Consider the following 21857-nt stretch of genomic DNA (forward strand, 5'->3'; position numbering starts at 1 on the left):
ACGCGAGAAGTTGACGAGCCTTAGGCTGCAGCAGCTTCTTTCTGGTCGCGAATTGCCGCCAGAGTACGAGCCAATTTGCTGGTAGCGCCTTGAATCACGCTCATCAGCTGAGAAATTGCTTCGTCACGGGTCGGCAGAGTTGCCAGTACGTCGATCTGATTAGCTGCGAGGAACTTGCCCTCGAACGCAGCTGCCTTGATCTCGAACTTGTCCTGACCCTTGGCAAACTCTTTGAAGATACGAGCAGCAGCGCCCGGATGTTCGTTCGAGAATGCAATCAGGGTCGGGCCGGTGAACACGTCGTTGAGGACACTGTATTGAGTGTCAGCAACAGCGCGCTTGAGCAGGGTATTACGTACAACGCGTACGTAAACGCCAGCTTCACGAGCCTCTTTACGGAGTCCGGTCATTGCGCCTACTGTTACGCCACGTGCATCAACCACGACAGCGGACAGAGCGACTTTGGCAGCCTCGTTGACTTCAGCGACGATGGCCTTCTTGTCTTCGAGATTAATTGCCACGGGTTTAACTCCTGCTTGTTACCGTTTCATTCGATCGGAACCGAATGTCGTTTTGGTGTCTGATTCGGTAAGGAACCGGGAGCACCATCTGCGTAGGCTGGTGGTTTAAGACTTGCGTCGCCTACGGTCTTGGATAGCCCCCGCCAGGCAGGGACCCCAATCTTTCAACTGGCGCGAATACTCGCGCCAATTTTTGTCTTACGCGTCCAGCGAGCTCTGGTCGATGACCAGACCTGGGCCCATAGTGGTGCTCAGGGTAACGCGCTTGACGTAGATACCTTTCGAAGAAGCTGGCTTGATACGCTTCAGATCAGCGATCAGGGCTTCAACGTTTTCCTTCAGCTTGACGGCGTCGAAGCCCATCTTGCCAACGGAGGTGTGAATGATGCCGTTTTTGTCGGTGCGATAACGAACCTGACCAGCTTTAGCGTTCTTGACCGCGGTAGCTACGTCTGGAGTTACGGTACCAACCTTAGGGTTAGGCATCAGACCACGTGGACCGAGGATCTGACCCAGCTGACCTACAACGCGCATGGCATCCGGGGATGCGATCACTACGTCATAGTTCAGGTCGCCGCCTTTCATTTCGGCAGCCAGGTCGTCCATACCTACACGGTCAGCGCCGGCAGCCAGAGCGGCCTCAGCAGCTGGACCTTGGGTGAAAACAGCAACGCGAACAGTCTTGCCAGTGCCGTGCGGCAGCACAGTAGCGCTACGAACAACCTGGTCAGATTTACGCGGGTCTACACCCAGGTTTACAGCAACGTCGAACGACTCGCTGAACTTGACAGTCGACAGCTCAGCCAGCAGTGCAGCGGCGTCTACAATATTGTAGGCCTTGCCTGCTTCGATTTTGCCGGCGATAGCCTTTTGACGCTTGGTCAGCTTAGCCATTACACACCCTCCACGTTAAGGCCCATGCTACGAGCAGAACCGGCGATAGTACGCACGGCTGCATCCATATCAGCTGCAGTCAGATCCGCGTTTTTGGTTTTCGCGATTTCTTCCAGCTGAGCACGGGTAACGGTGCCAACCTTAACGGTGTTCGGACGAGCGGAACCGCTGGTCAGACCGGCCGCTTTCTTCAGCAAAACCGAAGCAGGGGTGGATTTTGTTTCGAAAGTGAAGCTACGGTCGCTGTAGACAGTGATGATCACTGGAGTCGGCAGACCTGCTTCAAGACCCTGAGTACGGGCGTTGAAGGCCTTGCAGAATTCCATGATGTTCACGCCGTGCTGACCCAAAGCAGGACCAACAGGTGGGCTTGGGTTAGCCTGAGCGGCCTTCACTTGCAGCTTGATGTAAGCGGTAATTTTCTTGGCCATGAGGCACTCCAATTACGGGTTCGAACGCCTCGAAAGGCTCCCCGGTTACTTGCGCGTTTATCCCAGTGACGACAAAACCCCACAGCCTAGGGCTGCGGGGTTGGGATGCTTGCCCAGCTAGACCTTTTCGACCTGACTGAACTCCAACTCTACCGGAGTAGAGCGACCGAAAATGAGCACTGCCACTTGGATCCGGCTCTTTTCGTAGTTAACTTCTTCAACAACGCCATTGAAATCAGCGAATGGACCGTCATTGACTCGCACCGTTTCACCTGGCTCGAAGAGAGTCTTCGGCTTCGGCTTGTCGCTACCATCAGCAACACGACGCAGAATTGCTTCTGCCTCTTTATCGGTGATTGGCGCAGGCTTATCGGCAGTACCGCCAATGAAACCCATCACCCGAGGAGTATCCTTGACCAAGTGCCAAGTACCCTCGTTCATATCCATCTGAACCAGCACATAGCCTGGAAAGAACTTGCGCTCGCTTTTGCGTTTCTGGCCATTACGCATTTCAACCACTTCTTCAGTGGGAACCAGAATCTCGCCGAAGCCATCTTCCATGCCAGCCAGCTTTACGCGCTCGACCAGCGAGCGCATCACATGCTTCTCGTAACCCGAGTAAGCATGCACAACATACCAACGCTTAGCCACGGGACACCCTTAGCCGACAATCAAGGAAACAAGCCAACCGAGCAGGGAATCAAGACCCCACAACAGCAACGCCATAACCAGAACAACAGCCACCACAATCAGGGTGGTCTGCGTGGTTTCTTGGCGAGTTGGCCACACGACTTTACGAATCTCGGTGCGAGCTTCCTTAACCAGTACAAAGAAAGACTTGCCCTTGGCTGTCTGCAGGCCTACAAAGGCAGCTACAGCAGCAATAACAAGCAAAGCGAGTACACGGTACAGGATCGGCGAAGCAGAGTAATACTGATTGCCAACAACGCCAACAACCACCAAAGCGACAACTACAAGCCACTTGAGCAGATCGAAGCGAGAGCCTTGAGCTTCAGCTTTAGGAGTCATCTATGAAGATCCTGTGAAAAGAAAGCCAGACACACTGAGTGAATCTGGCAGGTCAGGAGGGAATCGAACCCCCAACCTACGGTTTTGGAGACCGTCGCTCTGCCAATTGAGCTACTGACCTAAAACAAAATCAGGCCGACCATTATGCCGGCCCGAAAAATACATTACAACCACTTACTCGATGATTTTGGCTACGACGCCAGCGCCGACGGTACGACCGCCTTCACGGATAGCGAAACGCAGACCATCTTCCATCGCGATGGTTTTGATCAGGGTAACAGTCATCTGAATGTTGTCACCTGGCATTACCATTTCAACGCCTTCTGGCAGCTCGCAGTTACCAGTCACGTCAGTAGTACGGAAGTAGAACTGTGGACGGTAGCCTTTGAAGAACGGAGTGTGACGGCCGCCTTCTTCCTTGCTCAGAACGTAAACTTCTGCAGTGAACTTGGTGTGCGGCTTAACCGAACCCGGCTTAACCAGAACCTGACCACGCTCAACGTCGTCACGCTTGGTACCACGCAACAGAACACCGCAGTTCTCGCCAGCACGACCTTCGTCGAGCAGTTTGCGGAACATTTCAACACCGGTGCAGGTGGAAACGGTAGTGTCACGCAGACCAACGATTTCCAGCGGATCCTGAACGCGAACGATACCGCGCTCGATACGACCAGTCACAACAGTACCGCGACCCGAGATCGAGAACACGTCTTCGATTGGCATCAGGAACGGCTTGTCGATCATACGAACTGGCTCTGGGATGTAGCTATCCAGAGTTTCAACCAGTTTCTTGACGGCAGTTGTGCCCATCTCGTTGTCGTCTTTGCCTTCCAGCGCCATTCGAGCCGAACCGATGATGATTGGAGTGTCATCGCCCGGGAAGTCGTAGGTGGACAGCAGGTCGCGAACTTCCATCTCAACCAGTTCCAGCAGCTCAGCGTCGTCTACCAGATCAGCCTTGTTCAGGAAAACCACGATATACGGAACGCCTACCTGACGGGACAGCAGGATGTGCTCACGGGTTTGCGGCATCGGACCATCAGCGGCCGAGCAAACCAGGATAGCGCCGTCCATTTGAGCAGCACCGGTGATCATGTTCTTCACATAGTCAGCGTGACCTGGGCAGTCGACGTGAGCGTAGTGACGGATCAGCGAGTTGTACTCAACATGCGCGGTGTTGATGGTGATACCGCGAGCTTTTTCTTCTGGAGCGCTGTCGATCTTGTCGAATTCAACTACGGCCGAACCGAAAACTTCGGAGCAGACGCGAGTCAGAGCAGCGGTCAGAGTGGTTTTACCGTGGTCAACGTGACCAATGGTCCCAACGTTGACGTGGGGCAGGGAACGATCAAATTTTTCCTTAGCCATCGATATCACCCTCAACAGAAGAAATTAGACAAACAATATCAACCATTAAAACAAAGGCAGATATTTTCATATCTGCCTTGTTATATGGAGCTCTTGAGCGGATTTGAACCGCTGACCTCACCCTTACCAAGGGTGTGCTCTACCAACTGAGCTACAAGAGCGAAACGCGTTGCACAACCTGCAAACTTGGAGCGGGTAGCGGGAATCGAACCCGCATCATCAGCTTGGAAGGCTGAGGTTCTACCACTAAACTATACCCGCGGAGCCTGCAGCTCACGCTTAAATCTGGTGGAGGGAGAAGGATTCGAACCTTCGAAGTCGTAGACGTCAGATTTACAGTCTGATCCCTTTGGCCGCTCGGGAACCCCTCCTAATCAGGCCGGCATTCTATACTATGCCAAACCCCTGTCAAGCATTTTCTCATTTAAAAACCTGAGGTTAGCTGCGTTGACATCACTTCACTTTGAATACCCGTTTAGGTCTTCGCTGTGGAGCGGGCGCCATTCTATGCAAACTATTCAGCAGGTGCAACCCCCTCACACAGCATTATTTTATGTTTTAACTCATTGAATTCGTTGGAAAGGTTTTGTAGCTGAGCGTCACCCAACAAACGCTGGCTCTGAGGCGCGACAGACAACCAATAACCAGCCCCAAAAGCATCCCTCGAAGAAGATTGCACACTGACCCCCATTTCGACCAAGCGCTGCTGAAGGGCTGAAAGCGACTCCTGACTGGAAAAGCCACCGAGAAACAGACACTCCTGCCGTCGCCGCTCTCGCCCCTCCCGAACATCACCCGTCGTTTCGCTGAGCAAGCGTATGTCTTGCTGGGAACCCCGATACAAACTGAGGGGCGTTACATCTTTCGCCCGCAAGGGCGCCTCTTGCTGATGCCAGACATAATAGAAAACGTTGAGAACAAGAAGCAGGAGGAACAACCAACGCATACAAACCTCAGGAAAAAGGACACGCCATGGCCAACCCCACAAATACCAGGTCGGGAACAACTCGGGCCTCAGGCGCGACATCCGCGACCAATTCAGCATCACCGCCAGTTATAAAGACTGTGAAGTCTTCCCCCCAGTAAGAGCGCGCCAGCTCCAACTGCGTCAAGACGAAACCTCGCAGCATCAATGCACACCCGCGCTCCACCGCCTCAACGGTGGTGCGCCCAGGCGCAATACTGGACAGTGCACGCTCAGCCGCCTGATCCCCATAGCGAATCTTGCGGGTATGAGTACGCAGCTGATCTCGCATCAATGGAATTCCAGGGCAAATAAAGCCGCCAAGATGGTCACCATCAGAAGCAATAAAATCTGCAGTTACCGCTGTACCGAAATCGAGTACAAGGCAAGCGCCGCCCGATGCCAGATAAAACCCGCCAAGCATGGCCAACCATCGATCAAGCCCTAGACGCTCGTAGTCTTCATAACCATTTTTGACACCAGACATTTCACGAGCAGACTTCGCACACACCGCAGAAACACCGAACTCCCGCTCGAGAGCATCGATCAATACATCCGTCTCTTCCGCAGTCCTGACGCTGACCAGGCGACACTTGCGCAGTACTAGCCCTTCAAGGGACCTTAAACTGTCAAGCAACGCGATATCAGAGCCGACAACTCCTTCAGAAAAAATAGCGACGGGCGCAGCCTTCAGCACACGCCACTTAATAAAGCTGTTTCCACAGTCGAGCTCAAGAATCATCACGCAACCTCAGGCTGAGCTCACCACCACTAAAGACTTTTTCCACACCACTCACCTTCAGACGCAGCGCACCCTGACTATCTATTCCGAGCACCACACCATCTACATGGTTGGAACCGGCGATCAATGACACCGAGCGATCTTGCCATAGATGGTTCGCCTCCCATTCCGACTGAAGAGCCGAAAAACCATCGACTTGATGGCGCTGAATGTAAGCACTTAATTGCTTACTCAACTCAACCACCAAGGCGTTGCGATCACTGCTTCTGCCTGACTCAAGCCGAATTGAAGTCCATTGCTGATCCACCTCATCAGCCACCTGCATATTCACGTTGACGCCAATACCCAAGACCACGTGGCAAACGTCTGCCGGATCGCCGACGAGCTCAAGAAGAATGCCCGCGATTTTCTTGTTACCCACCAAGACATCGTTAGGCCACTTCAATCCCACACCTGGCACCCCAAAGTTTCTCAGAGCCTGCAAGACAGCCAATCCCACAACAAGACTCAAGCCCTCAAGCTGGCGCATTCCGCCATCGATGCGCAGGACAAGACTGTAATAGAGATTTTCAGCAAACGGACTCACCCACTTGCGACCTCTTCTTCCGCGCCCAGAGACTTGTCGCTCCGCGAGCACCAAAAAGGGCGCCTGCCCCCCTTGGCCGATTGCACGCAAAGCCTCAGCGTTTGTCGAGTCGACCGAATCCAGGACGGTCACCGGCCAAGATGGAGCAATTGCGGATATCGTCAGAGCGTCGAGAAGCATCAATGGCGCAGCCAATTGATAGCCCCGCCCCCGCACTTTATGGATAGACAGACCAAGCTCAGCTTCAAGATGCTGAAGTTGCTTCCATACCGCACTTCGACTTATCCCCAGGGCGGCGCCCAGATCCTGACCAGAATGGAATCGACCATCTTTCAGAAGGTTCAACAACGTCAACATGCAGGTCTCGCCTCACAATGAGGCCCGAATAATAGCCATGCACCGGGCCGTTGCATAGAAATCAAGCAGATGCTTTTCTTGCGGGCAAAACAAAACCCCAACTGCTTTCGCAATTGGGGTTTCGGAATTTAATCTTGACGATGACCTACTCTCACATGGGGAAACCCCACACTACCATCGGCGATGCATCGTTTCACTGCTGAGTTCGGGATGGGATCAGGTGGTTCCAACGCTCTATGGTCGTCAAGAAATTCGGGTACTGAGTCGTGACCAGATGGCCTCGCTTCAGCAAATTGGGTATGTGACAGCTTTCGGTGTTTGTGAACATCGAACTTTCGGTTCGTTTCGTCTTCACACACCGCAATCTGGTCTCTTCGACGCAAATTGCTTGGGTGTTATATGGTCAAGCCTCACGGGCAATTAGTATTGGTTAGCTCAACGCCTCACAGCGCTTACACACCCAACCTATCAACGTCGTAGTCTTCGACGGCCCTTCAGGGAACTCAAGGTTCCAGTGAGATCTCATCTTGAGGCAAGTTTCCCGCTTAGATGCTTTCAGCGGTTATCTTTCCCGAACATAGCTACCCGGCAATGCCACTGGCGTGACAACCGGAACACCAGAGGTTCGTCCACTCCGGTCCTCTCGTACTAGGAGCAGCCCCTCTCAAATCTCAAACGTCCACGGCAGATAGGGACCGAACTGTCTCACGACGTTCTAAACCCAGCTCGCGTACCACTTTAAATGGCGAACAGCCATACCCTTGGGACCGGCTTCAGCCCCAGGATGTGATGAGCCGACATCGAGGTGCCAAACACCGCCGTCGATATGAACTCTTGGGCGGTATCAGCCTGTTATCCCCGGAGTACCTTTTATCCGTTGAGCGATGGCCCTTCCATACAGAACCACCGGATCACTAAGACCTACTTTCGTACCTGCTCGACGTGTCTGTCTCGCAGTCAAGCGCGCTTTTGCCTTTATACTCTACGACCGATTTCCGACCGGTCTGAGCGCACCTTCGTACTCCTCCGTTACTCTTTAGGAGGAGACCGCCCCAGTCAAACTACCCACCATACACTGTCCTCGATCCGGATAACGGACCTGAGTTAGAACCTCAAAGTTGCCAGGGTGGTATTTCAAGGATGGCTCCACGCGAACTGGCGTCCACGCTTCAAAGCCTCCCACCTATCCTACACAAGCAAATTCAAAGTCCAGTGCAAAGCTATAGTAAAGGTTCACGGGGTCTTTCCGTCTAGCCGCGGATACACTGCATCTTCACAGCGATTTCAATTTCACTGAGTCTCGGGTGGAGACAGCGCCGCCATCGTTACGCCATTCGTGCAGGTCGGAACTTACCCGACAAGGAATTTCGCTACCTTAGGACCGTTATAGTTACGGCCGCCGTTTACCGGGGCTTCGATCAAGAGCTTCGCGTTAGCTAACCCCATCAATTAACCTTCCGGCACCGGGCAGGCGTCACACCCTATACGTCCACTTTCGTGTTTGCAGAGTGCTGTGTTTTTAATAAACAGTCGCAGCGGCCTGGTATCTTCGACCGGCATGAGCTTACGGAGCAAGTCCTTCACCCTCACCGGCGCACCTTCTCCCGAAGTTACGGTGCCATTTTGCCTAGTTCCTTCACCCGAGTTCTCTCAAGCGCCTTGGTATTCTCTACCCAACCACCTGTGTCGGTTTGGGGTACGGTTCCTGGTTACCTGAAGCTTAGAAGCTTTTCTTGGAAGCATGGCATCAACCACTTCGTGTTCTAAAAGAACACTCGTCATCAGCTCTCGGCCTTAAGATCCCGGATTTACCTAAGATCTCAGCCTACCACCTTAAACTTGGACAACCAACGCCAAGCTGGCCTAGCCTTCTCCGTCCCTCCATCGCAATAACCAGAAGTACAGGAATATTAACCTGTTTTCCATCGACTACGCTTTTCAGCCTCGCCTTAGGGACCGACTAACCCTGCGTCGATTAACGTTGCGCAGGAAACCTTGGTCTTTCGGCGTGGGTGTTTTTCACACCCATTGTCGTTACTCATGTCAGCATTCGCACTTCTGATACCTCCAGCAAGCTTCTCAACTCACCTTCACAGGCTTACAGAACGCTCCTCTACCGCATCATCCGAAGATGATACCCGTAGCTTCGGTGTATGGTTTGAGCCCCGTTACATCTTCCGCGCAGGCCGACTCGACTAGTGAGCTATTACGCTTTCTTTAAAGGGTGGCTGCTTCTAAGCCAACCTCCTAGCTGTCTAAGCCTTCCCACATCGTTTCCCACTTAACCATAACTTTGGGACCTTAGCTGACGGTCTGGGTTGTTTCCCTTTTCACGACGGACGTTAGCACCCGCCGTGTGTCTCCCATGCTCGGCACTTGTAGGTATTCGGAGTTTGCATCGGTTTGGTAAGTCGGGATGACCCCCTAGCCGAAACAGTGCTCTACCCCCTACAGTGATACATGAGGCGCTACCTAAATAGCTTTCGAGGAGAACCAGCTATCTCCGAGCTTGATTAGCCTTTCACTCCGATCCACAGGTCATCCGCTAACTTTTCAACGGTAGTCGGTTCGGTCCTCCAGTTAGTGTTACCCAACCTTCAACCTGCCCATGGATAGATCGCCCGGTTTCGGGTCTATTCCCAGCGACTAGACGCCCTATTAAGACTCGCTTTCGCTACGCCTCCCCTATTCGGTTAAGCTCGCCACTGAAAATAAGTCGCTGACCCATTATACAAAAGGTACGCAGTCACAGAACAAAGTCTGCTCCCACTGCTTGTACGCATACGGTTTCAGGATCTATTTCACTCCCCTCTCCGGGGTTCTTTTCGCCTTTCCCTCACGGTACTAGTTCACTATCGGTCAGTCAGTAGTATTTAGCCTTGGAGGATGGTCCCCCCATATTCAGACAAAGTTTCTCGTGCTCCGTCCTACTCGATTTCATGACCAAGAGATTTTCGCGTACAGGGCTATCACCCACTATGGCCGCACTTTCCAGAGCGTTCCGCTAATCTCAAAGCCACTTAAGGGCTAGTCCCCGTTCGCTCGCCACTACTAAGGGAATCTCGGTTGATTTCTTTTCCTCAGGGTACTTAGATGTTTCAGTTCCCCTGGTTCGCCTCTTGCACCTATGTATTCAGTACAAGATAACCATCTTATGATGGCTGGGTTCCCCCATTCAGACATCTCCGGATCAAAGTCTGTTTGCCGACTCCCCGAAGCTTTTCGCAGGCTACCACGTCTTTCATCGCCTCTGACTGCCAAGGCATCCACCGTATGCGCTTCTTCACTTGACCATATAACCCCAAGCAATCTGGTTATACTGTGAAGACGACATTCGCCGAAAATTCGAATTTCTCAATTAAGAGAACTCACAAATTTTACCTTAGCCTGATCCGTTACCAGTGAAAGTAACGTTCAGTCTATCTTTCTATCACATACCCAAATTTTTAAAGAACGAACTAGTCAAAGACTAGAAATCAACATTCACCATCACAACGATGGAATGCTCATTTCTAAGCTTTATACAAGAGAAGCAGTAGTGGTGGAGCCAAGCGGGATCGAACCGCTGACCTCCTGCGTGCAAGGCAGGCGCTCTCCCAGCTGAGCTATGGCCCCGTATTTCTACAGGCGTTTCCCACACAAAATTGGTGGGTCTGGGCAGATTCGAACTGCCGACCTCACCCTTATCAGGGGTGCGCTCTAACCAACTGAGCTACAGACCCAATTTCGAGCTACTAAGGCCGACCTCACCCTGCTCTTAACCACAAAGCATGGGGTACGCTCTAACCAACTCAGCTACAAACCGATACAGGCTGCTTCTTTCGTCTTCTTCAATGAATCAAGCAATTCGTGTGGGAACTTATGGAGCAGCTGATGTCGTCGATTAAGGAGGTGATCCAGCCGCAGGTTCCCCTACGGCTACCTTGTTACGACTTCACCCCAGTCATGAATCACACCGTGGTAACCGTCCTCCCGAAGGTTAGACTAGCTACTTCTGGTGCAACCCACTCCCATGGTGTGACGGGCGGTGTGTACAAGGCCCGGGAACGTATTCACCGTGACATTCTGATTCACGATTACTAGCGATTCCGACTTCACGCAGTCGAGTTGCAGACTGCGATCCGGACTACGATCGGTTTTATGGGATTAGCTCCACCTCGCGGCTTGGCAACCCTTTGTACCGACCATTGTAGCACGTGTGTAGCCCAGGCCGTAAGGGCCATGATGACTTGACGTCATCCCCACCTTCCTCCGGTTTGTCACCGGCAGTCTCCTTAGAGTGCCCACCATGACGTGCTGGTAACTAAGGACAAGGGTTGCGCTCGTTACGGGACTTAACCCAACATCTCACGACACGAGCTGACGACAGCCATGCAGCACCTGTCTCAATGTTCCCGAAGGCACCAATCCATCTCTGGAAAGTTCATTGGATGTCAAGGCCTGGTAAGGTTCTTCGCGTTGCTTCGAATTAAACCACATGCTCCACCGCTTGTGCGGGCCCCCGTCAATTCATTTGAGTTTTAACCTTGCGGCCGTACTCCCCAGGCGGTCAACTTAATGCGTTAGCTGCGCCACTAAGAGCTCAAGGCTCCCAACGGCTAGTTGACATCGTTTACGGCGTGGACTACCAGGGTATCTAATCCTGTTTGCTCCCCACGCTTTCGCACCTCAGTGTCAGTATCAGTCCAGGTGGTCGCCTTCGCCACTGGTGTTCCTTCCTATATCTACGCATTTCACCGCTACACAGGAAATTCCACCACCCTCTACCATACTCTAGCTCGACAGTTTTGAATGCAGTTCCCAGGTTGAGCCCGGGGATTTCACATCCAACTTAACGAACCACCTACGCGCGCTTTACGCCCAGTAATTCCGATTAACGCTTGCACCCTCTGTATTACCGCGGCTGCTGGCACAGAGTTAGCCGGTGCTTATTCTGTCGGTAACGTCAAAATTGCAGAGTATTAATCTACAACCCTTCCTCCCAACTTAAAGTGCTTTACAATCCGAAGACCTTCTTCACACACGCGGCATGGCTGGATCAGGCTTTCGCCCATTGTCCAATATTCCCCACTGCTGCCTCCCGTAGGAGTCTGGACCGTGTCTCAGTTCCAGTGTGACTGATCATCCTCTCAGACCAGTTACGGATCGTCGCCTTGGTGAGCCATTACCTCACCAACTAGCTAATCCGACCTAGGCTCATCTGATAGCGCAAGGCCCGAAGGTCCCCTGCTTTCTCCCGTAGGACGTATGCGGTATTAGCGTTCCTTTCGAAACGTTGTCCCCCACTACCAGGCAGATTCCTAGGCATTACTCACCCGTCCGCCGCTGAATTCAGGAGCAAGCTCCTGTCATCCGCTCGACTTGCATGTGTTAGGCCTGCCGCCAGCGTTCAATCTGAGCCATGATCAAACTCTTCAGTTCAAACATCTTTGGGTTTTTAAGAAACCCTAAACTTGGCTCAGCAATCGTTGGTTACATCTTTGATTTCTCGCGGAGTAACTTGTGATGCTGATAATCTTGTTGACTATCAGTCTGACTCCACAAGCACCCACACGAATTGCTTGATTCAGTTGTTAAAGAGCGGTTGGTTAAGATCTTTCGTCTCAACCGAGGCGCGCATTCTACAGCAGCCTCATTTGCTGTCAAGTGATTATTTTCAGAAGTTTTCGAAGACTTCTTCAACAACTTCAACCACTTGCGCCTCCGATCTCTCGTCAGCGGGAGGCGAATTCTACAGCGTTACACGCTGCTGTCAACACCTCTTTTTCAACTTCCTTTCGGCTTCGACGAACTGAAGCAACTCACTGCCGAAACCTACATAACTCATTGAATCTCAAGGAGTTTTCCGTTTCGACTGCGCCGGAAGTGGGGCGAATTATAGACATCTGAAATCTGCCGTCAAGACCTATTTTCAACTTTACTCGGATTTCAGCGTGATACGTGCAAACGCCTTCTTGCCTGCCTGGCAAACATGGGTTGCGCCCAGTACATATATAAAGGAGCGATCAACCACCTCACCATCAACGCGCACACCGCCGGACGCCAACAGGTCGCGCGCTGCTGCTGAGTTCTTCACCAGACCTGCTTTATTAAGAACAGCCGCGATCGGCATATCTTCAGCAGAGGCCAGTTCGATCTCCGGCAGATCATCCGGCAGCTCGCCATCCTTCATGCGATTGCCCGCCGCACGATGAGCATTGGCCGCCGCCTCTTCACCATGGAAGCGCGCAACGATCTCTTCAGCCAGCTTGATTTTGACGTCGCGCGGATTGGCACCCGCCTCGACATCGGCACGCAACGCATTGATTTCATCCATCGAGCGGAAACTCAGCAGCTCGAAGTAGCGCCACATCAATGCATCCGGAATCGAAACCAGCTTGCTGTACATGACACCCGGCGCTTCCTGAATACCGACATAGTTGCCCAACGACTTGGACATCTTCTTCACGCCATCCAGACCTTCAAGCAGCGGCATGGTCAGAATGCACTGAGCCTCTTGGCCATAACCACGCTGCAACTCACGCCCCATCAGCAAGTTGAACTTCTGATCGGTACCACCCAGTTCGACATCCGCGCGCAGAGCGACCGAGTCATAACCCTGCACCAGCGGATAGAGGAACTCGTGAATAGCGATTGGCTGATTAGTGGTGTAACGCTTGTCGAAGTCATCACGCTCAAGCATGCGCGCGACCGTGTATTGCGAAGTCAGGCGAATGAAGTCCGCAGGCCCCATCTGATCCATCCAGGTGGAGTTGAACGCGACTTCGGTTTTCGCCGGATCGAGAATCTTGAACACCTGAGTTTTGTAGGTCTCGGCGTTTTCCAGAACTTGCTCGCGAGTCAGCGGAGGACGAGTAGCGCTCTTGCCGCTCGGATCACCGATCATCCCGGTGAAGTCACCTATAAGGAAGATCACCTGATGCCCCAGCTCCTGGAACTGACGCAGCTTATTAATAAGCACGGTATGACCCAGGTGCAGATCCGGAGCGGTTGGATCAAAACCAGCCTTGATACGCAGCGGCTGGCCGCGCTTGAGCTTCTCGATCAGCTCGGACTCGACCAATAGTTCTTCCGCACCACGTTTAATCAGCGCTAGCTGCTCTTCAACCGACTTCATAACAGACCCGCAAGGCTCAGATTCAAAGGGAACCAACCATACAAGATCGCGCACCAATTACAAGTTTTGCCCGGCGCACGGACACCAATCCACAGACGCGGTGTCTGTAGACTTGCTTCAGAGATGATTTGGTTATATTTTATACAGTTATTTCATCTTCATCATGTCATTCATCTTTTCCAATTCATCATTTTTCAAAGTCAAAATTACCTATGACCACAGAACCGTCTAAAGCGCCGCCGCTTTACCCGAAGACCCACCTGCTTGCCGCAAGTGGAATCGCCGCCCTTCTTAGCCTGGCACTCCTGGTATTCCCTTCCAGTGATGTTGAAGCCAAAAAGACGACCCTGAGTCTTGAACTGGAAAGTCCTGCTGAACAACTGACACAAGATCAAGACGCTGCTGACGCGGCTCAAGCCACAAATGAGCCAGTAGCTTCTCCGTTTGCTCAAATCGAAAACACTGACGAAAACACCGCACAAACCGCTGAAGCAGCACCGGCACCAGCCGCTGAAAAGCCAAAAGCGCCAGGTCATCGTGAAGTCATCGTTGCCAAAGGCGATACACTATCGACCTTGTTCGAAAAGGTCGGCCTGCCTGCCGCCTCCGTTCATGAAGTATTGGCCAGCGACAAACAAGCCAAACAGTTCAGCCAGCTCAAGCACGGCCAGAAACTCGAATTCGAATTGAACCCAGAAGGCCAACTGACCAGCCTGCACAGCAAGGTCAGCGACGTCGAAACCATCACCCTGACCAAGAATGACAAGGGTTATGCCTTCAACCGGGTTACCGCAAAACCCACCGTTCGCACCGCTTACGTACACGGCGTGATCAACAGCTCGCTTTCACAATCCGCGGCCCGTGCCGGCCTCTCCCATAGCCTGACCATGGATATGGCCAGCGTCTTCGGCTACGACGTCGACTTCGCTCAAGACATCCGCCAGGGCGACGAATTCGATGTGATCTACGAGCAGAAAGTGGTCAAAGGCAAAGCCGTCGGCAATGGCCCGATCCTGTCCGCCCGCTTCACCAATCGCGGCAAGACCTACACCGCCGTGCGTTACACCAATAAACAAGGCAACAGCAGCTACTACACCGCTGACGGTAACAGCATGCGCAAGGCATTCATCCGAACTCCGGTGGATTTCGCCCGCATCAGCTCGAAGTTCTCCATGGGCCGCAAACACCCGATCCTCAATAAGATCCGCGCCCACAAAGGCGTTGATTACGCTGCGCCACGCGGTACGCCAATCAAGGCTGCCGGTGACGGTAAAGTGCTGCTCGCCGGGCGTCGTGGTGGCTACGGCAACACCGTGATCATCCAGCACGGCAACACTTACCGCACGCTATACGGCCACATGCAAGGCTTCGCCAAAGGTGTGAAGACTGGCGGTACCGTGAAACAGGGCCAGGTCATCGGCTACATCGGCACCACCGGCCTCTCGACCGGTCCGCACTTGCACTATGAGTTCCAGGTCAACGGCGTTCACGTCGACCCGCTGGGCCAGAAGCTGCCAATGGCTGATCCGATTGCCAAAGCCGAACGTGCGCGCTTCCTTGCACAGAGCCAACCGTTGATGGCGCGCATGGATCAAGAGAAGGCCACCATGCTGGCTTCGAGCAAGCGCTAAGTCATGGCCCTGTATATCGGCGTAATGTCCGGAACCAGCCTCGACGGTCTGGACATTGCCCTGATCGAACAGACCTCGGCGATCAAGCTGATCGCCACGCACTACATTCCCATGCCTGAATCCCTGCGCGCCGAGCTGCTTGGCTTGTGCGCCAGCGGCCCCGACGAAATCGCCCGTTCGGCGATTGCCCAACAGAACTGGGTGACGCTCGCTGCGCAGGGCATTCATACCCTCCTCGACCAGCAGCAACTCAAACCCCAAGACATTCGTGCAATCGGCAGCCACGGCCAGACTATCCGCCATGAACCGGCGCGCGGTTTCACCGTGCAGATCGGCAACCCTGCCCTGCTGACCGAACTCACAGGTATTACCGTAGTCAGCGACTTCCGCAGCCGCGACGTCGCAGCCGGTGGCCAAGGCGCTCCGCTGGTTCCCGCGTTCCATGAAGCTTTGTTCGAAGAGCGTACCGGCAATCAGGCCGTCTTGAATGTCGGCGGTTTCAGCAATCTCAGTCTGATTGAGCCGACCAAACCTGTAGCCGGTTTCGACTGCGGCCCGGGGAATGTGCTGATGGACGCCTGGATTCAGCAGCAGCGCGGCGAAAACTACGATCGCAATGGCGAATGGGCGAAATCAGGCACTATTGAGCCAACCCTGTTGCAGTCACTGCTCAGCGATCCGTTCTTCGTTACCAAAGGACCAAAAAGCACCGGCCGCGAAGTGTTCAACCTGCCATGGCTGGAACAACACCTTTCACGCCTGCCAACCTTTGCCGCTGAGAATGTGCAGGCCACGCTGCTTGAACTGACCGCATTGACCATCATCGAGTCGCTGCAAAGCGCTCAATCCGACACTCAGGAATTGTTGGTCTGCGGCGGCGGTGCGCACAACGCCACACTGATGAAGCGCCTGGCCGACCTGCTGCCAAACGCAACGGTCGCCAGCACCGCCACTCACGGCGTTGATCCGGACTGGGTTGAAGCCATGGCCTTCGCCTGGCTCGCCCATTGCTGCCTTGAAGGCATCGCCGCCAACCGCCCAAGCGTCACCGGCGCTCGCGGTCTTCGTGTCCTCGGCGCCATCTACCCGGCCTGATTAAACCGCACACAGCAAAACGCCGCAGAACCGTAAGGCTCTGCGGCGTTTTGTTATCTGAAGCGCGGCGCGATCAGATCGAGAACGAAGACCCGCAACCACACGTCGTGGTGGCGTTCGGGTTCTTGATCACGAAGCGCGAACCTTCCAGACCTTCCTGGTAGTCCACTTCAGCACCGGCCAGGTACTGAAAGCTCATCGGATCCACCACCAGACTCACGCCTTCGCGCTCGACGATGGTGTCGTCCTCGGCCACATCTTCATCGAAGGTGAAACCGTACTGAAACCCTGAACAACCGCCGCCCGTAACGAATACGCGCAGCTTCAAGCGATCATTCCCCTCTTCATCGACCAGGCTCTTCACCTTGTGCGCGGCACCGTGGGTGAATTGCAAAGCCGTGGGGGTGAAGGATTCGACGCTCATGCTGACTATCTCCCGGCGTTACGCCGCCATAATGCGTGATGACGCGCATTATCCGCTTGTCCGAGAAAATCGGTCAACTATTGTTACGGTATATCAATAAACCCGACGAGCTGATCAGAATGCAAAAAGGCCCGTCAGACGGGCCTTTTCGCTCTGCCGTTTAAAATGTTACGGCAGCATACCGGCGTGGGACAGACCGAAGCGCTCGTCCAGCCCGAACAGAATGTTCATGTTCTGTACCGCCTGGCCCGACGCGCCTTTGACCAGATTGTCGATCACCGACAGCACCACCACCAGATCGCCATCCTGCGGACGGTGAACGGCGATACGGCAAACGTTGGCGCCACGCACGCTACGGGTTTCCGGATGGCTGCCGGCCGGCATCACGTCGACGAACGGTTCGTTGGCATAACGCTTTTCAAACAGCGCCTGCAGATCCACCGAACGATCAACCACGGTCGCGTAGAGCGTGGAGTGAATGCCACGGATCATCGGGGTCAGGTGCGGAACGAAGGTCAGACCGACATCCTTACCCGCTGCACGACGCAGACCCTGACGAATTTCCGGCAGGTGACGGTGACCTTTTACCGCGTAGGCCTTCATGCTTTCCGACGTCTCGGAGTACAACGAGCCTACAGCCGCACCGCGACCGGCACCGCTGACACCGGATTTGCAGTCGGCGATCAGACGCGAAGTATCGGCCAGATCTGCTTCAAGCAAAGGAAGGAAACCCAACTGCGTCGCTGTCGGATAGCAACCCGGCACGGCGATCAGGCGAGCTTTCTTGATCTGCTCGCGATTGACTTCCGGCAGACCGTAAACCGCCTCGTCCAGCAGCCCGGGCGCGCCGTGCGGCTGACCGTACCACTTGGCCCATTCTTCAGCGTCTTGCAGACGGAAGTCGGCTGACAGGTCGATGACCTTGGTGCCCGCTGCCAGCAATTCGCCCGCCAGCGCGTGAGCAACGCCGTGTGGTGTGGCGAAGAACACTACGTCACAAGCGCCGAGCGTCTTGATGTCCGGTACGCTGAAGGCGAGGCCGTCGTAGTGACCGCGCAGGTTCGGGTACATGTCAGCCACAGGCAGGCCGGCCTCGGATCGGGAAGTGATGACAACCACTTCTGCCTGCGGATGCTGCGCCAACAGACGCAGCAGTTCGACACCGGTGTAACCCGTGCCGCCGACGATACCGACCTTGACCATAACCTGCCCTCAAAGAACCACTGGAAAGCCGTCGATAATAGGGGCCGCGCGGCCCTGCGACAACCGTCAAGGTGACGTGCGGACGCTCAAGCCTCTACTATCCGGCTTACCGTGAACCTGGAATAACTAAAAATGCTCTATCTATGGATCAAAGCTTTTCACATTGTCAGCGTCGTTTGCTGGTTTGCCGGGCTGTTCTACTTACCGCGTCTGTTCGTGTATCACGCGCAAAGCGAAGACACGCTCAGCAAAGAACGCTTCAGCATCATGGAGCGCAAGTTGTATCGCGGCATCATGGGCCCGGCGATGATCGCCACGCTGATATTTGGCGGCTGGCTGATCTATCTCAACCCGAGCATCTTCAGCATGGGTGGCTGGATTCACGCCAAACTGACCCTCGTCGTCTTGCTGATCGGCTACCACCATATGTGCGGCGCGCAGGTAAAACGTTTTGCCCGTGGCGAAAACACCCGCAGCCATGTCTTTTATCGCTGGTTCAATGAAGTGCCGGTTCTGATATTGCTGGCTATCGTAATTCTGGTCGTGGTCAAGCCGTTCTAACTTCAACAAGTACAGATCTTGGGGTGTTCATAATGTCGCTGCCCGCTTTGCTCGAACAACGTCTGCGTCTGCCAGTAGTAGCGGCGCCGATGTTTCTGATTTCCAACCCGGAGCTGGTGCTCGCCTGCTGCCGCAATGGCGTGGTCGGCAGCTTTCCGGCCTTGAACCAGCGCGAAAGCAGCGGCTTCAAAGCCTGGCTGGAACAGATCGAAGCGGGACTTGCGACACTGGAGAACCCGGCGCCCTACGCGGTGAACCTGATCGTGCACAACAGCAACCCGCGCTTGCAGGCGGATCTGAACATTTGCGTCGAGCACAAAGTGCCAATCGTCATCACCAGCCTCGGCGCGGTGAAGGAGTTGGTCGACGCGGTACACAGTTATGGAGGCCTGGTGTTCCATGACGTCACCACTCGCCGACATGCCGAGAAAGCGGCCGAGGCGGGTGTCGACGGTTTGATCGCCGTGGCGGCTGGCGCCGGGGGACATGCCGGGACCTGGAGTCCGTTTGCGCTGATCGCCGAGATCCGAGAGTTTTTCGATAAAACCCTGTTGCTTGCAGGATGTCTTAACCACGGTCACGAGATTCTCGCCGCACAGCTGCTCGGCGCGGATTTGGCCTACTTCGGTACGCGATTTATCGCCACCACGGAAAGTCATGCGCCTGACGCCTACAAGGAGATGCTGCTGACAGCCAAGGCTTCGGACATCATCCATACTCCAGCGGTCTCGGGAGTGCCGGCGAGTTTTATGCGTCAGAGCCTGGAGGCGGCCGGTTTCGATATGGCTGCTCTGCAAGGCAAAGGCGAAGTGAATTTCGGTGACAAGTTGAAGCCGATCAGCGATGAGGCCAAAGCCTGGAAAACCGTGTGGTCGGCCGGTCAAGGCGTAGGGCAGATCGATGACCTGCCGAGTGTGGATCAATTGATCGCACGGCTGGACGCCGAGTATCGCCAGGCACAGGAACGCGCAGCCCAGCTACCGCAACGCTGGCCGCGCTAAGAAAAATCGGGTCAGCCCCGCTGGGCTGGCCTTACACTGCTGACCTTTCAATTTATTCGCGACAAGGATGCCTCGGCCATGAGCGAACCCCGTTACAAGATCGTGTTCGACGGTGCTCTACAGCCCGGTGTCGATATCACCACTGCCAAACTCAATCTGGCGGATCTGTTCAAAAGCGATGTGGCCGCGATCGAACGCCTGTTCAGTGGCCGCAGCGTCGCGCTCAAGCGTGATTTGTCCCACAGCGATGCGCAGACCTATCTGCAAGCGCTGAGCAAAACCGGGATCGACGCACGCATTGAAGCTGAAACGGCAATCGAGCTGAACCTGGCGGATGTCCATGAGCACACCGCCGTTGTGGCCGAACCGGACTCGCCGTATGCACCGCCTCGCGCAAGCGTTGGCGAAAGCCAGGCGGAGTTCGCCACGCTCAAGCCATTCAGCGTCGAAGGCCGAATCGGACGCCTGCGTTTTCTGGCGTGGACAATGGTCCTGAGCCTGGTGACCTTGCCCATTGTCGGCGTGTTCGCCCTGCTGGCTTTGGGACTGGTCGCCGGCGACTCCACCACCGGTCTGATCATCGGCGGGATCTTTGCGTTCTTCCTGTTTATCGCTTTCCTGATTGTCAGCATCCTGTTCAGCATTCAGCGCCTGCACGACATCGGTTGGTCGGGCTGGCTCTGGCTACTGAACCTGGTGCCATTCGTGGGCAGTTTCTTTCCGCTGGTGATCATGGTCGTGCCGGGCAATACCGGCGCCAACCGTTACGGCCCTCCCCCACCTCCCAACAGCACTGCCGTGAAAGTGCTGTGCTCCCTGTGGATCGTGTTCTTCGCGCTGGTGTTCGCCGGCGGCATGCTTGGCGGGATCTCGGCCATCCAGCAGGAATATGAAAGCAATCTGGAAAGCAGCTACGAAAGTGGCTCGGTGACCACTGATGAAGTCGAAGTAGAGGTCCAAGCGCCTGCGGATTACGCCGACGAGGCAGCCGAAGCGGCGCAGGCCCCTGTAGACTCTGCGAAAGAATGAACAGCGCTCCCCGCCGTGACACCCGCGTCGCCGGCGCGGAGCTGTTGCGATGGAGAATTGCATGACCCGTTACGCACTGATCACCGGCGCTTCCAGCGGCATTGGCCTGGCGATGGCCGAGGCACTGGCCCGGCGTGGCCGCAGCCTGATTCTGGTGGCCCGACAGCGTGATCAGCTGGAAAGCATTGCGATCGAGTTGACCCAGCGTTTTGGCGTCGAGGTACTGTTCCGCGCCTGCGATCTGGGCGAGCCATTGCGTCTGTCCGGCTTCCTGCTGGAACTCGAAGAAGGTGACCGGCAAATCGACTTGCTGGTCAATTGCGCCGGTATCGGCACCTGCGGCCCGTTTCTCGCGCAGGACTGGATGACCGAGCAGGACCTGATCGAAGTGAACATCCTCGCCCTAACCCGCCTCTGCCACGCCATCGGCAACAGCATGGCGTTGCAGGGTGGCGGGCAGATTCTCAATGTCGCCTCGGTGGCCGCGTTCAATCCCGGCCCATGGATGAGCACTTACTACGCCAGCAAGGCCTATGTGCTGCACTTCTCCGAAGCCTTGCGGGTCGAACTAAAACAAAGCGCGGTGAAGGTTTCGGTGCTCTGCCCAGGCCCGACACGCACGGCATTTTTCCGCACGGCACAGCTCAACAGCGAAAAACTCAAAGACAGCAAATTGCTGATGAGCCCCGAGGAAGTCGCGCTGTACACCGTGCGCGCCCTCGACAAGAACCGGGCGATCATCATTCCGGGACGACGCAATCGCTGGTTCGCGTTTTTGCCGCGACTCGGTTCGCGCTGGCTTAATCGCACCATTGTCGGCATGGTCAACAAGGCTTACTGCCCTCGCTGAAATGCCCTACAGGTAAAACACTGGGCGGGATAAGCCGCCCTGCGTACACTCAGA

Annotated in this window: 18 protein-coding genes, 6 tRNA genes and 3 rRNA genes; 6 read left to right on the forward strand and 21 right to left on the reverse strand. The window is 54.8% G+C overall.

Annotated features, from left to right (window positions below; all coding sequences use genetic code 11):
- Nucleotides 1–20: 20 nt before the first annotated feature.
- The 19 genes from rplJ to tyrS all read right to left on the reverse strand — a co-directional run bounded on the left by rplJ (nucleotide 21) and on the right by tyrS (nucleotide 14009).
- Nucleotides 21–521, reverse strand: coding sequence for a 50S ribosomal protein L10 (gene rplJ, locus AC5SEM_RS22690; RefSeq protein ID WP_008081912.1), 501 nt, complete (start codon nucleotides 519–521; stop codon nucleotides 21–23).
- Nucleotides 522–719: 198 nt separating this feature from the next.
- Complete coding sequence (gene rplA / locus AC5SEM_RS22695; protein WP_007916481.1) at nucleotides 720–1415, reverse strand: 50S ribosomal protein L1; 696 nt, start codon at nucleotides 1413–1415, stop codon at nucleotides 720–722.
- Nucleotides 1415–1846, reverse strand: coding sequence for a 50S ribosomal protein L11 (rplK, locus tag AC5SEM_RS22700; protein WP_003228756.1), 432 nt, complete (start codon nucleotides 1844–1846; stop codon nucleotides 1415–1417). The genes rplA and rplK overlap by 1 nt, the downstream gene beginning before the upstream one ends.
- A 117-nt stretch (nucleotides 1847–1963) precedes the next feature.
- A complete protein-coding gene (nusG, locus tag AC5SEM_RS22705; protein ID WP_007916492.1) occupies nucleotides 1964–2497 on the reverse strand; it encodes a transcription termination/antitermination protein NusG in 534 nt (177 codons plus the stop codon).
- A 9-nt stretch (nucleotides 2498–2506) separates the two neighbouring features.
- On the reverse strand, nucleotides 2507–2875 hold the full coding sequence (secE, locus tag AC5SEM_RS22710; protein WP_007916493.1) for a preprotein translocase subunit SecE: 369 nt from the start codon (nucleotides 2873–2875) through the stop codon (nucleotides 2507–2509).
- Between the two features lie 45 nt (nucleotides 2876–2920).
- Nucleotides 2921–2996 (reverse strand) — tRNA-Trp (locus AC5SEM_RS22715).
- A 53-nt stretch (nucleotides 2997–3049) separates the two neighbouring features.
- On the reverse strand, nucleotides 3050–4243 hold the full coding sequence (gene tuf / locus AC5SEM_RS22720) for an elongation factor Tu (RefSeq protein ID WP_038362141.1): 1194 nt from the start codon (nucleotides 4241–4243) through the stop codon (nucleotides 3050–3052).
- A gap of 85 nt (nucleotides 4244–4328) precedes the next feature.
- Nucleotides 4329–4404: transfer RNA gene (locus AC5SEM_RS22725), tRNA-Thr, on the reverse strand.
- A gap of 26 nt (nucleotides 4405–4430) precedes the next feature.
- Nucleotides 4431–4504: transfer RNA gene (locus AC5SEM_RS22730), tRNA-Gly, on the reverse strand.
- Nucleotides 4505–4529: 25 nt separating this feature from the next.
- Nucleotides 4530–4614, reverse strand: a tRNA-Tyr gene (locus tag AC5SEM_RS22735).
- 143 nt (nucleotides 4615–4757) lie between these two features.
- Nucleotides 4758–5189 (reverse strand): hypothetical protein, encoded by a 432-nt coding sequence (locus AC5SEM_RS22740; RefSeq protein ID WP_116029910.1) that lies wholly within the window; start codon nucleotides 5187–5189, stop codon nucleotides 4758–4760.
- 7 nt (nucleotides 5190–5196) lie between these two features.
- Nucleotides 5197–5949: a pantothenate kinase gene (locus AC5SEM_RS22745; protein WP_495471313.1), complete on the reverse strand. Its 753-nt coding sequence runs from the start codon at nucleotides 5947–5949 to the stop codon at nucleotides 5197–5199.
- Nucleotides 5939–6892: a bifunctional biotin--[acetyl-CoA-carboxylase] ligase/biotin operon repressor BirA gene (birA, locus tag AC5SEM_RS22750; protein ID WP_495471314.1), complete on the reverse strand. Its 954-nt coding sequence runs from the start codon at nucleotides 6890–6892 to the stop codon at nucleotides 5939–5941. Before birA ends, AC5SEM_RS22745 begins: the two co-directional genes overlap by 11 nt.
- Nucleotides 6893–7024: 132 nt before the next feature.
- A 5S ribosomal RNA gene (gene rrf, locus AC5SEM_RS22755) occupies nucleotides 7025–7140 on the reverse strand.
- A 151-nt stretch (nucleotides 7141–7291) separates the two neighbouring features.
- A 23S ribosomal RNA gene (locus AC5SEM_RS22760) occupies nucleotides 7292–10185 on the reverse strand.
- Nucleotides 10186–10431: 246 nt separating this feature from the next.
- Nucleotides 10432–10507 (reverse strand) — tRNA-Ala (locus AC5SEM_RS22765).
- A 30-nt stretch (nucleotides 10508–10537) separates the two neighbouring features.
- Nucleotides 10538–10614 (reverse strand) — tRNA-Ile (locus tag AC5SEM_RS22770).
- A 162-nt stretch (nucleotides 10615–10776) separates the two neighbouring features.
- Nucleotides 10777–12313 (reverse strand): 16S ribosomal RNA (locus AC5SEM_RS22775).
- Together the 16S, 23S and 5S rRNA genes with 2 tRNA genes alongside form the textbook arrangement of a ribosomal RNA operon.
- Nucleotides 12314–12809: 496 nt before the next feature.
- Entirely contained in the window at nucleotides 12810–14009 is a 1200-nt protein-coding gene (gene tyrS, locus AC5SEM_RS22780) for a tyrosine--tRNA ligase (RefSeq protein ID WP_129395737.1), read from the reverse strand.
- Between the two features lie 212 nt (nucleotides 14010–14221).
- Between tyrS and AC5SEM_RS22785 the strand changes: the two genes are divergently transcribed.
- Together AC5SEM_RS22785 and AC5SEM_RS22790 are read left to right on the forward strand one after the other, a co-directional pair.
- Nucleotides 14222–15640: a peptidoglycan DD-metalloendopeptidase family protein gene (locus AC5SEM_RS22785; RefSeq protein WP_495471315.1), complete on the forward strand. Its 1419-nt coding sequence runs from the start codon at nucleotides 14222–14224 to the stop codon at nucleotides 15638–15640.
- Between the two features lie 3 nt (nucleotides 15641–15643).
- The gene (locus AC5SEM_RS22790; protein ID WP_212620932.1) at nucleotides 15644–16735 is read left to right on the forward strand and encodes an anhydro-N-acetylmuramic acid kinase; all 1092 of its coding nucleotides are present in this window, start codon (nucleotides 15644–15646) and stop codon (nucleotides 16733–16735) included.
- Between the two features lie 73 nt (nucleotides 16736–16808).
- Here AC5SEM_RS22790 and erpA read toward each other — a convergent pair whose 3' ends face one another.
- A complete protein-coding gene (gene erpA, locus AC5SEM_RS22795; protein ID WP_008077999.1) occupies nucleotides 16809–17159 on the reverse strand; it encodes an iron-sulfur cluster insertion protein ErpA in 351 nt (116 codons plus the stop codon).
- A 168-nt stretch (nucleotides 17160–17327) separates the two neighbouring features.
- Nucleotides 17328–18362 (reverse strand): N-acetyl-gamma-glutamyl-phosphate reductase, encoded by a 1035-nt coding sequence (argC, locus tag AC5SEM_RS22800; protein ID WP_495471316.1) that lies wholly within the window; start codon nucleotides 18360–18362, stop codon nucleotides 17328–17330.
- 132 nt (nucleotides 18363–18494) lie between these two features.
- Here argC and hemJ point away from each other — a divergent pair, with 132 nt between their 5' ends.
- From hemJ to AC5SEM_RS22820, 4 genes are all read left to right on the forward strand, one after another.
- Entirely contained in the window at nucleotides 18495–18923 is a 429-nt protein-coding gene (hemJ, locus tag AC5SEM_RS22805; protein WP_077574746.1) for a protoporphyrinogen oxidase HemJ, read from the forward strand.
- A gap of 32 nt (nucleotides 18924–18955) precedes the next feature.
- Nucleotides 18956–19924 (forward strand): NAD(P)H-dependent flavin oxidoreductase, encoded by a 969-nt coding sequence (locus AC5SEM_RS22810; RefSeq protein WP_495471317.1) that lies wholly within the window; start codon nucleotides 18956–18958, stop codon nucleotides 19922–19924.
- 78 nt (nucleotides 19925–20002) lie between these two features.
- Nucleotides 20003–20953, forward strand: a complete 951-nt coding sequence (locus AC5SEM_RS22815; RefSeq protein WP_116028300.1) for a DUF805 domain-containing protein — start codon at nucleotides 20003–20005, stop codon at nucleotides 20951–20953.
- A gap of 61 nt (nucleotides 20954–21014) precedes the next feature.
- Nucleotides 21015–21803: an SDR family NAD(P)-dependent oxidoreductase gene (locus tag AC5SEM_RS22820; RefSeq protein WP_077574749.1), complete on the forward strand. Its 789-nt coding sequence runs from the start codon at nucleotides 21015–21017 to the stop codon at nucleotides 21801–21803.
- Nucleotides 21804–21857 lie beyond the last annotated feature (54 nt).

This window comes from Pseudomonas sp. CH61, from assembly GCF_059429415.1.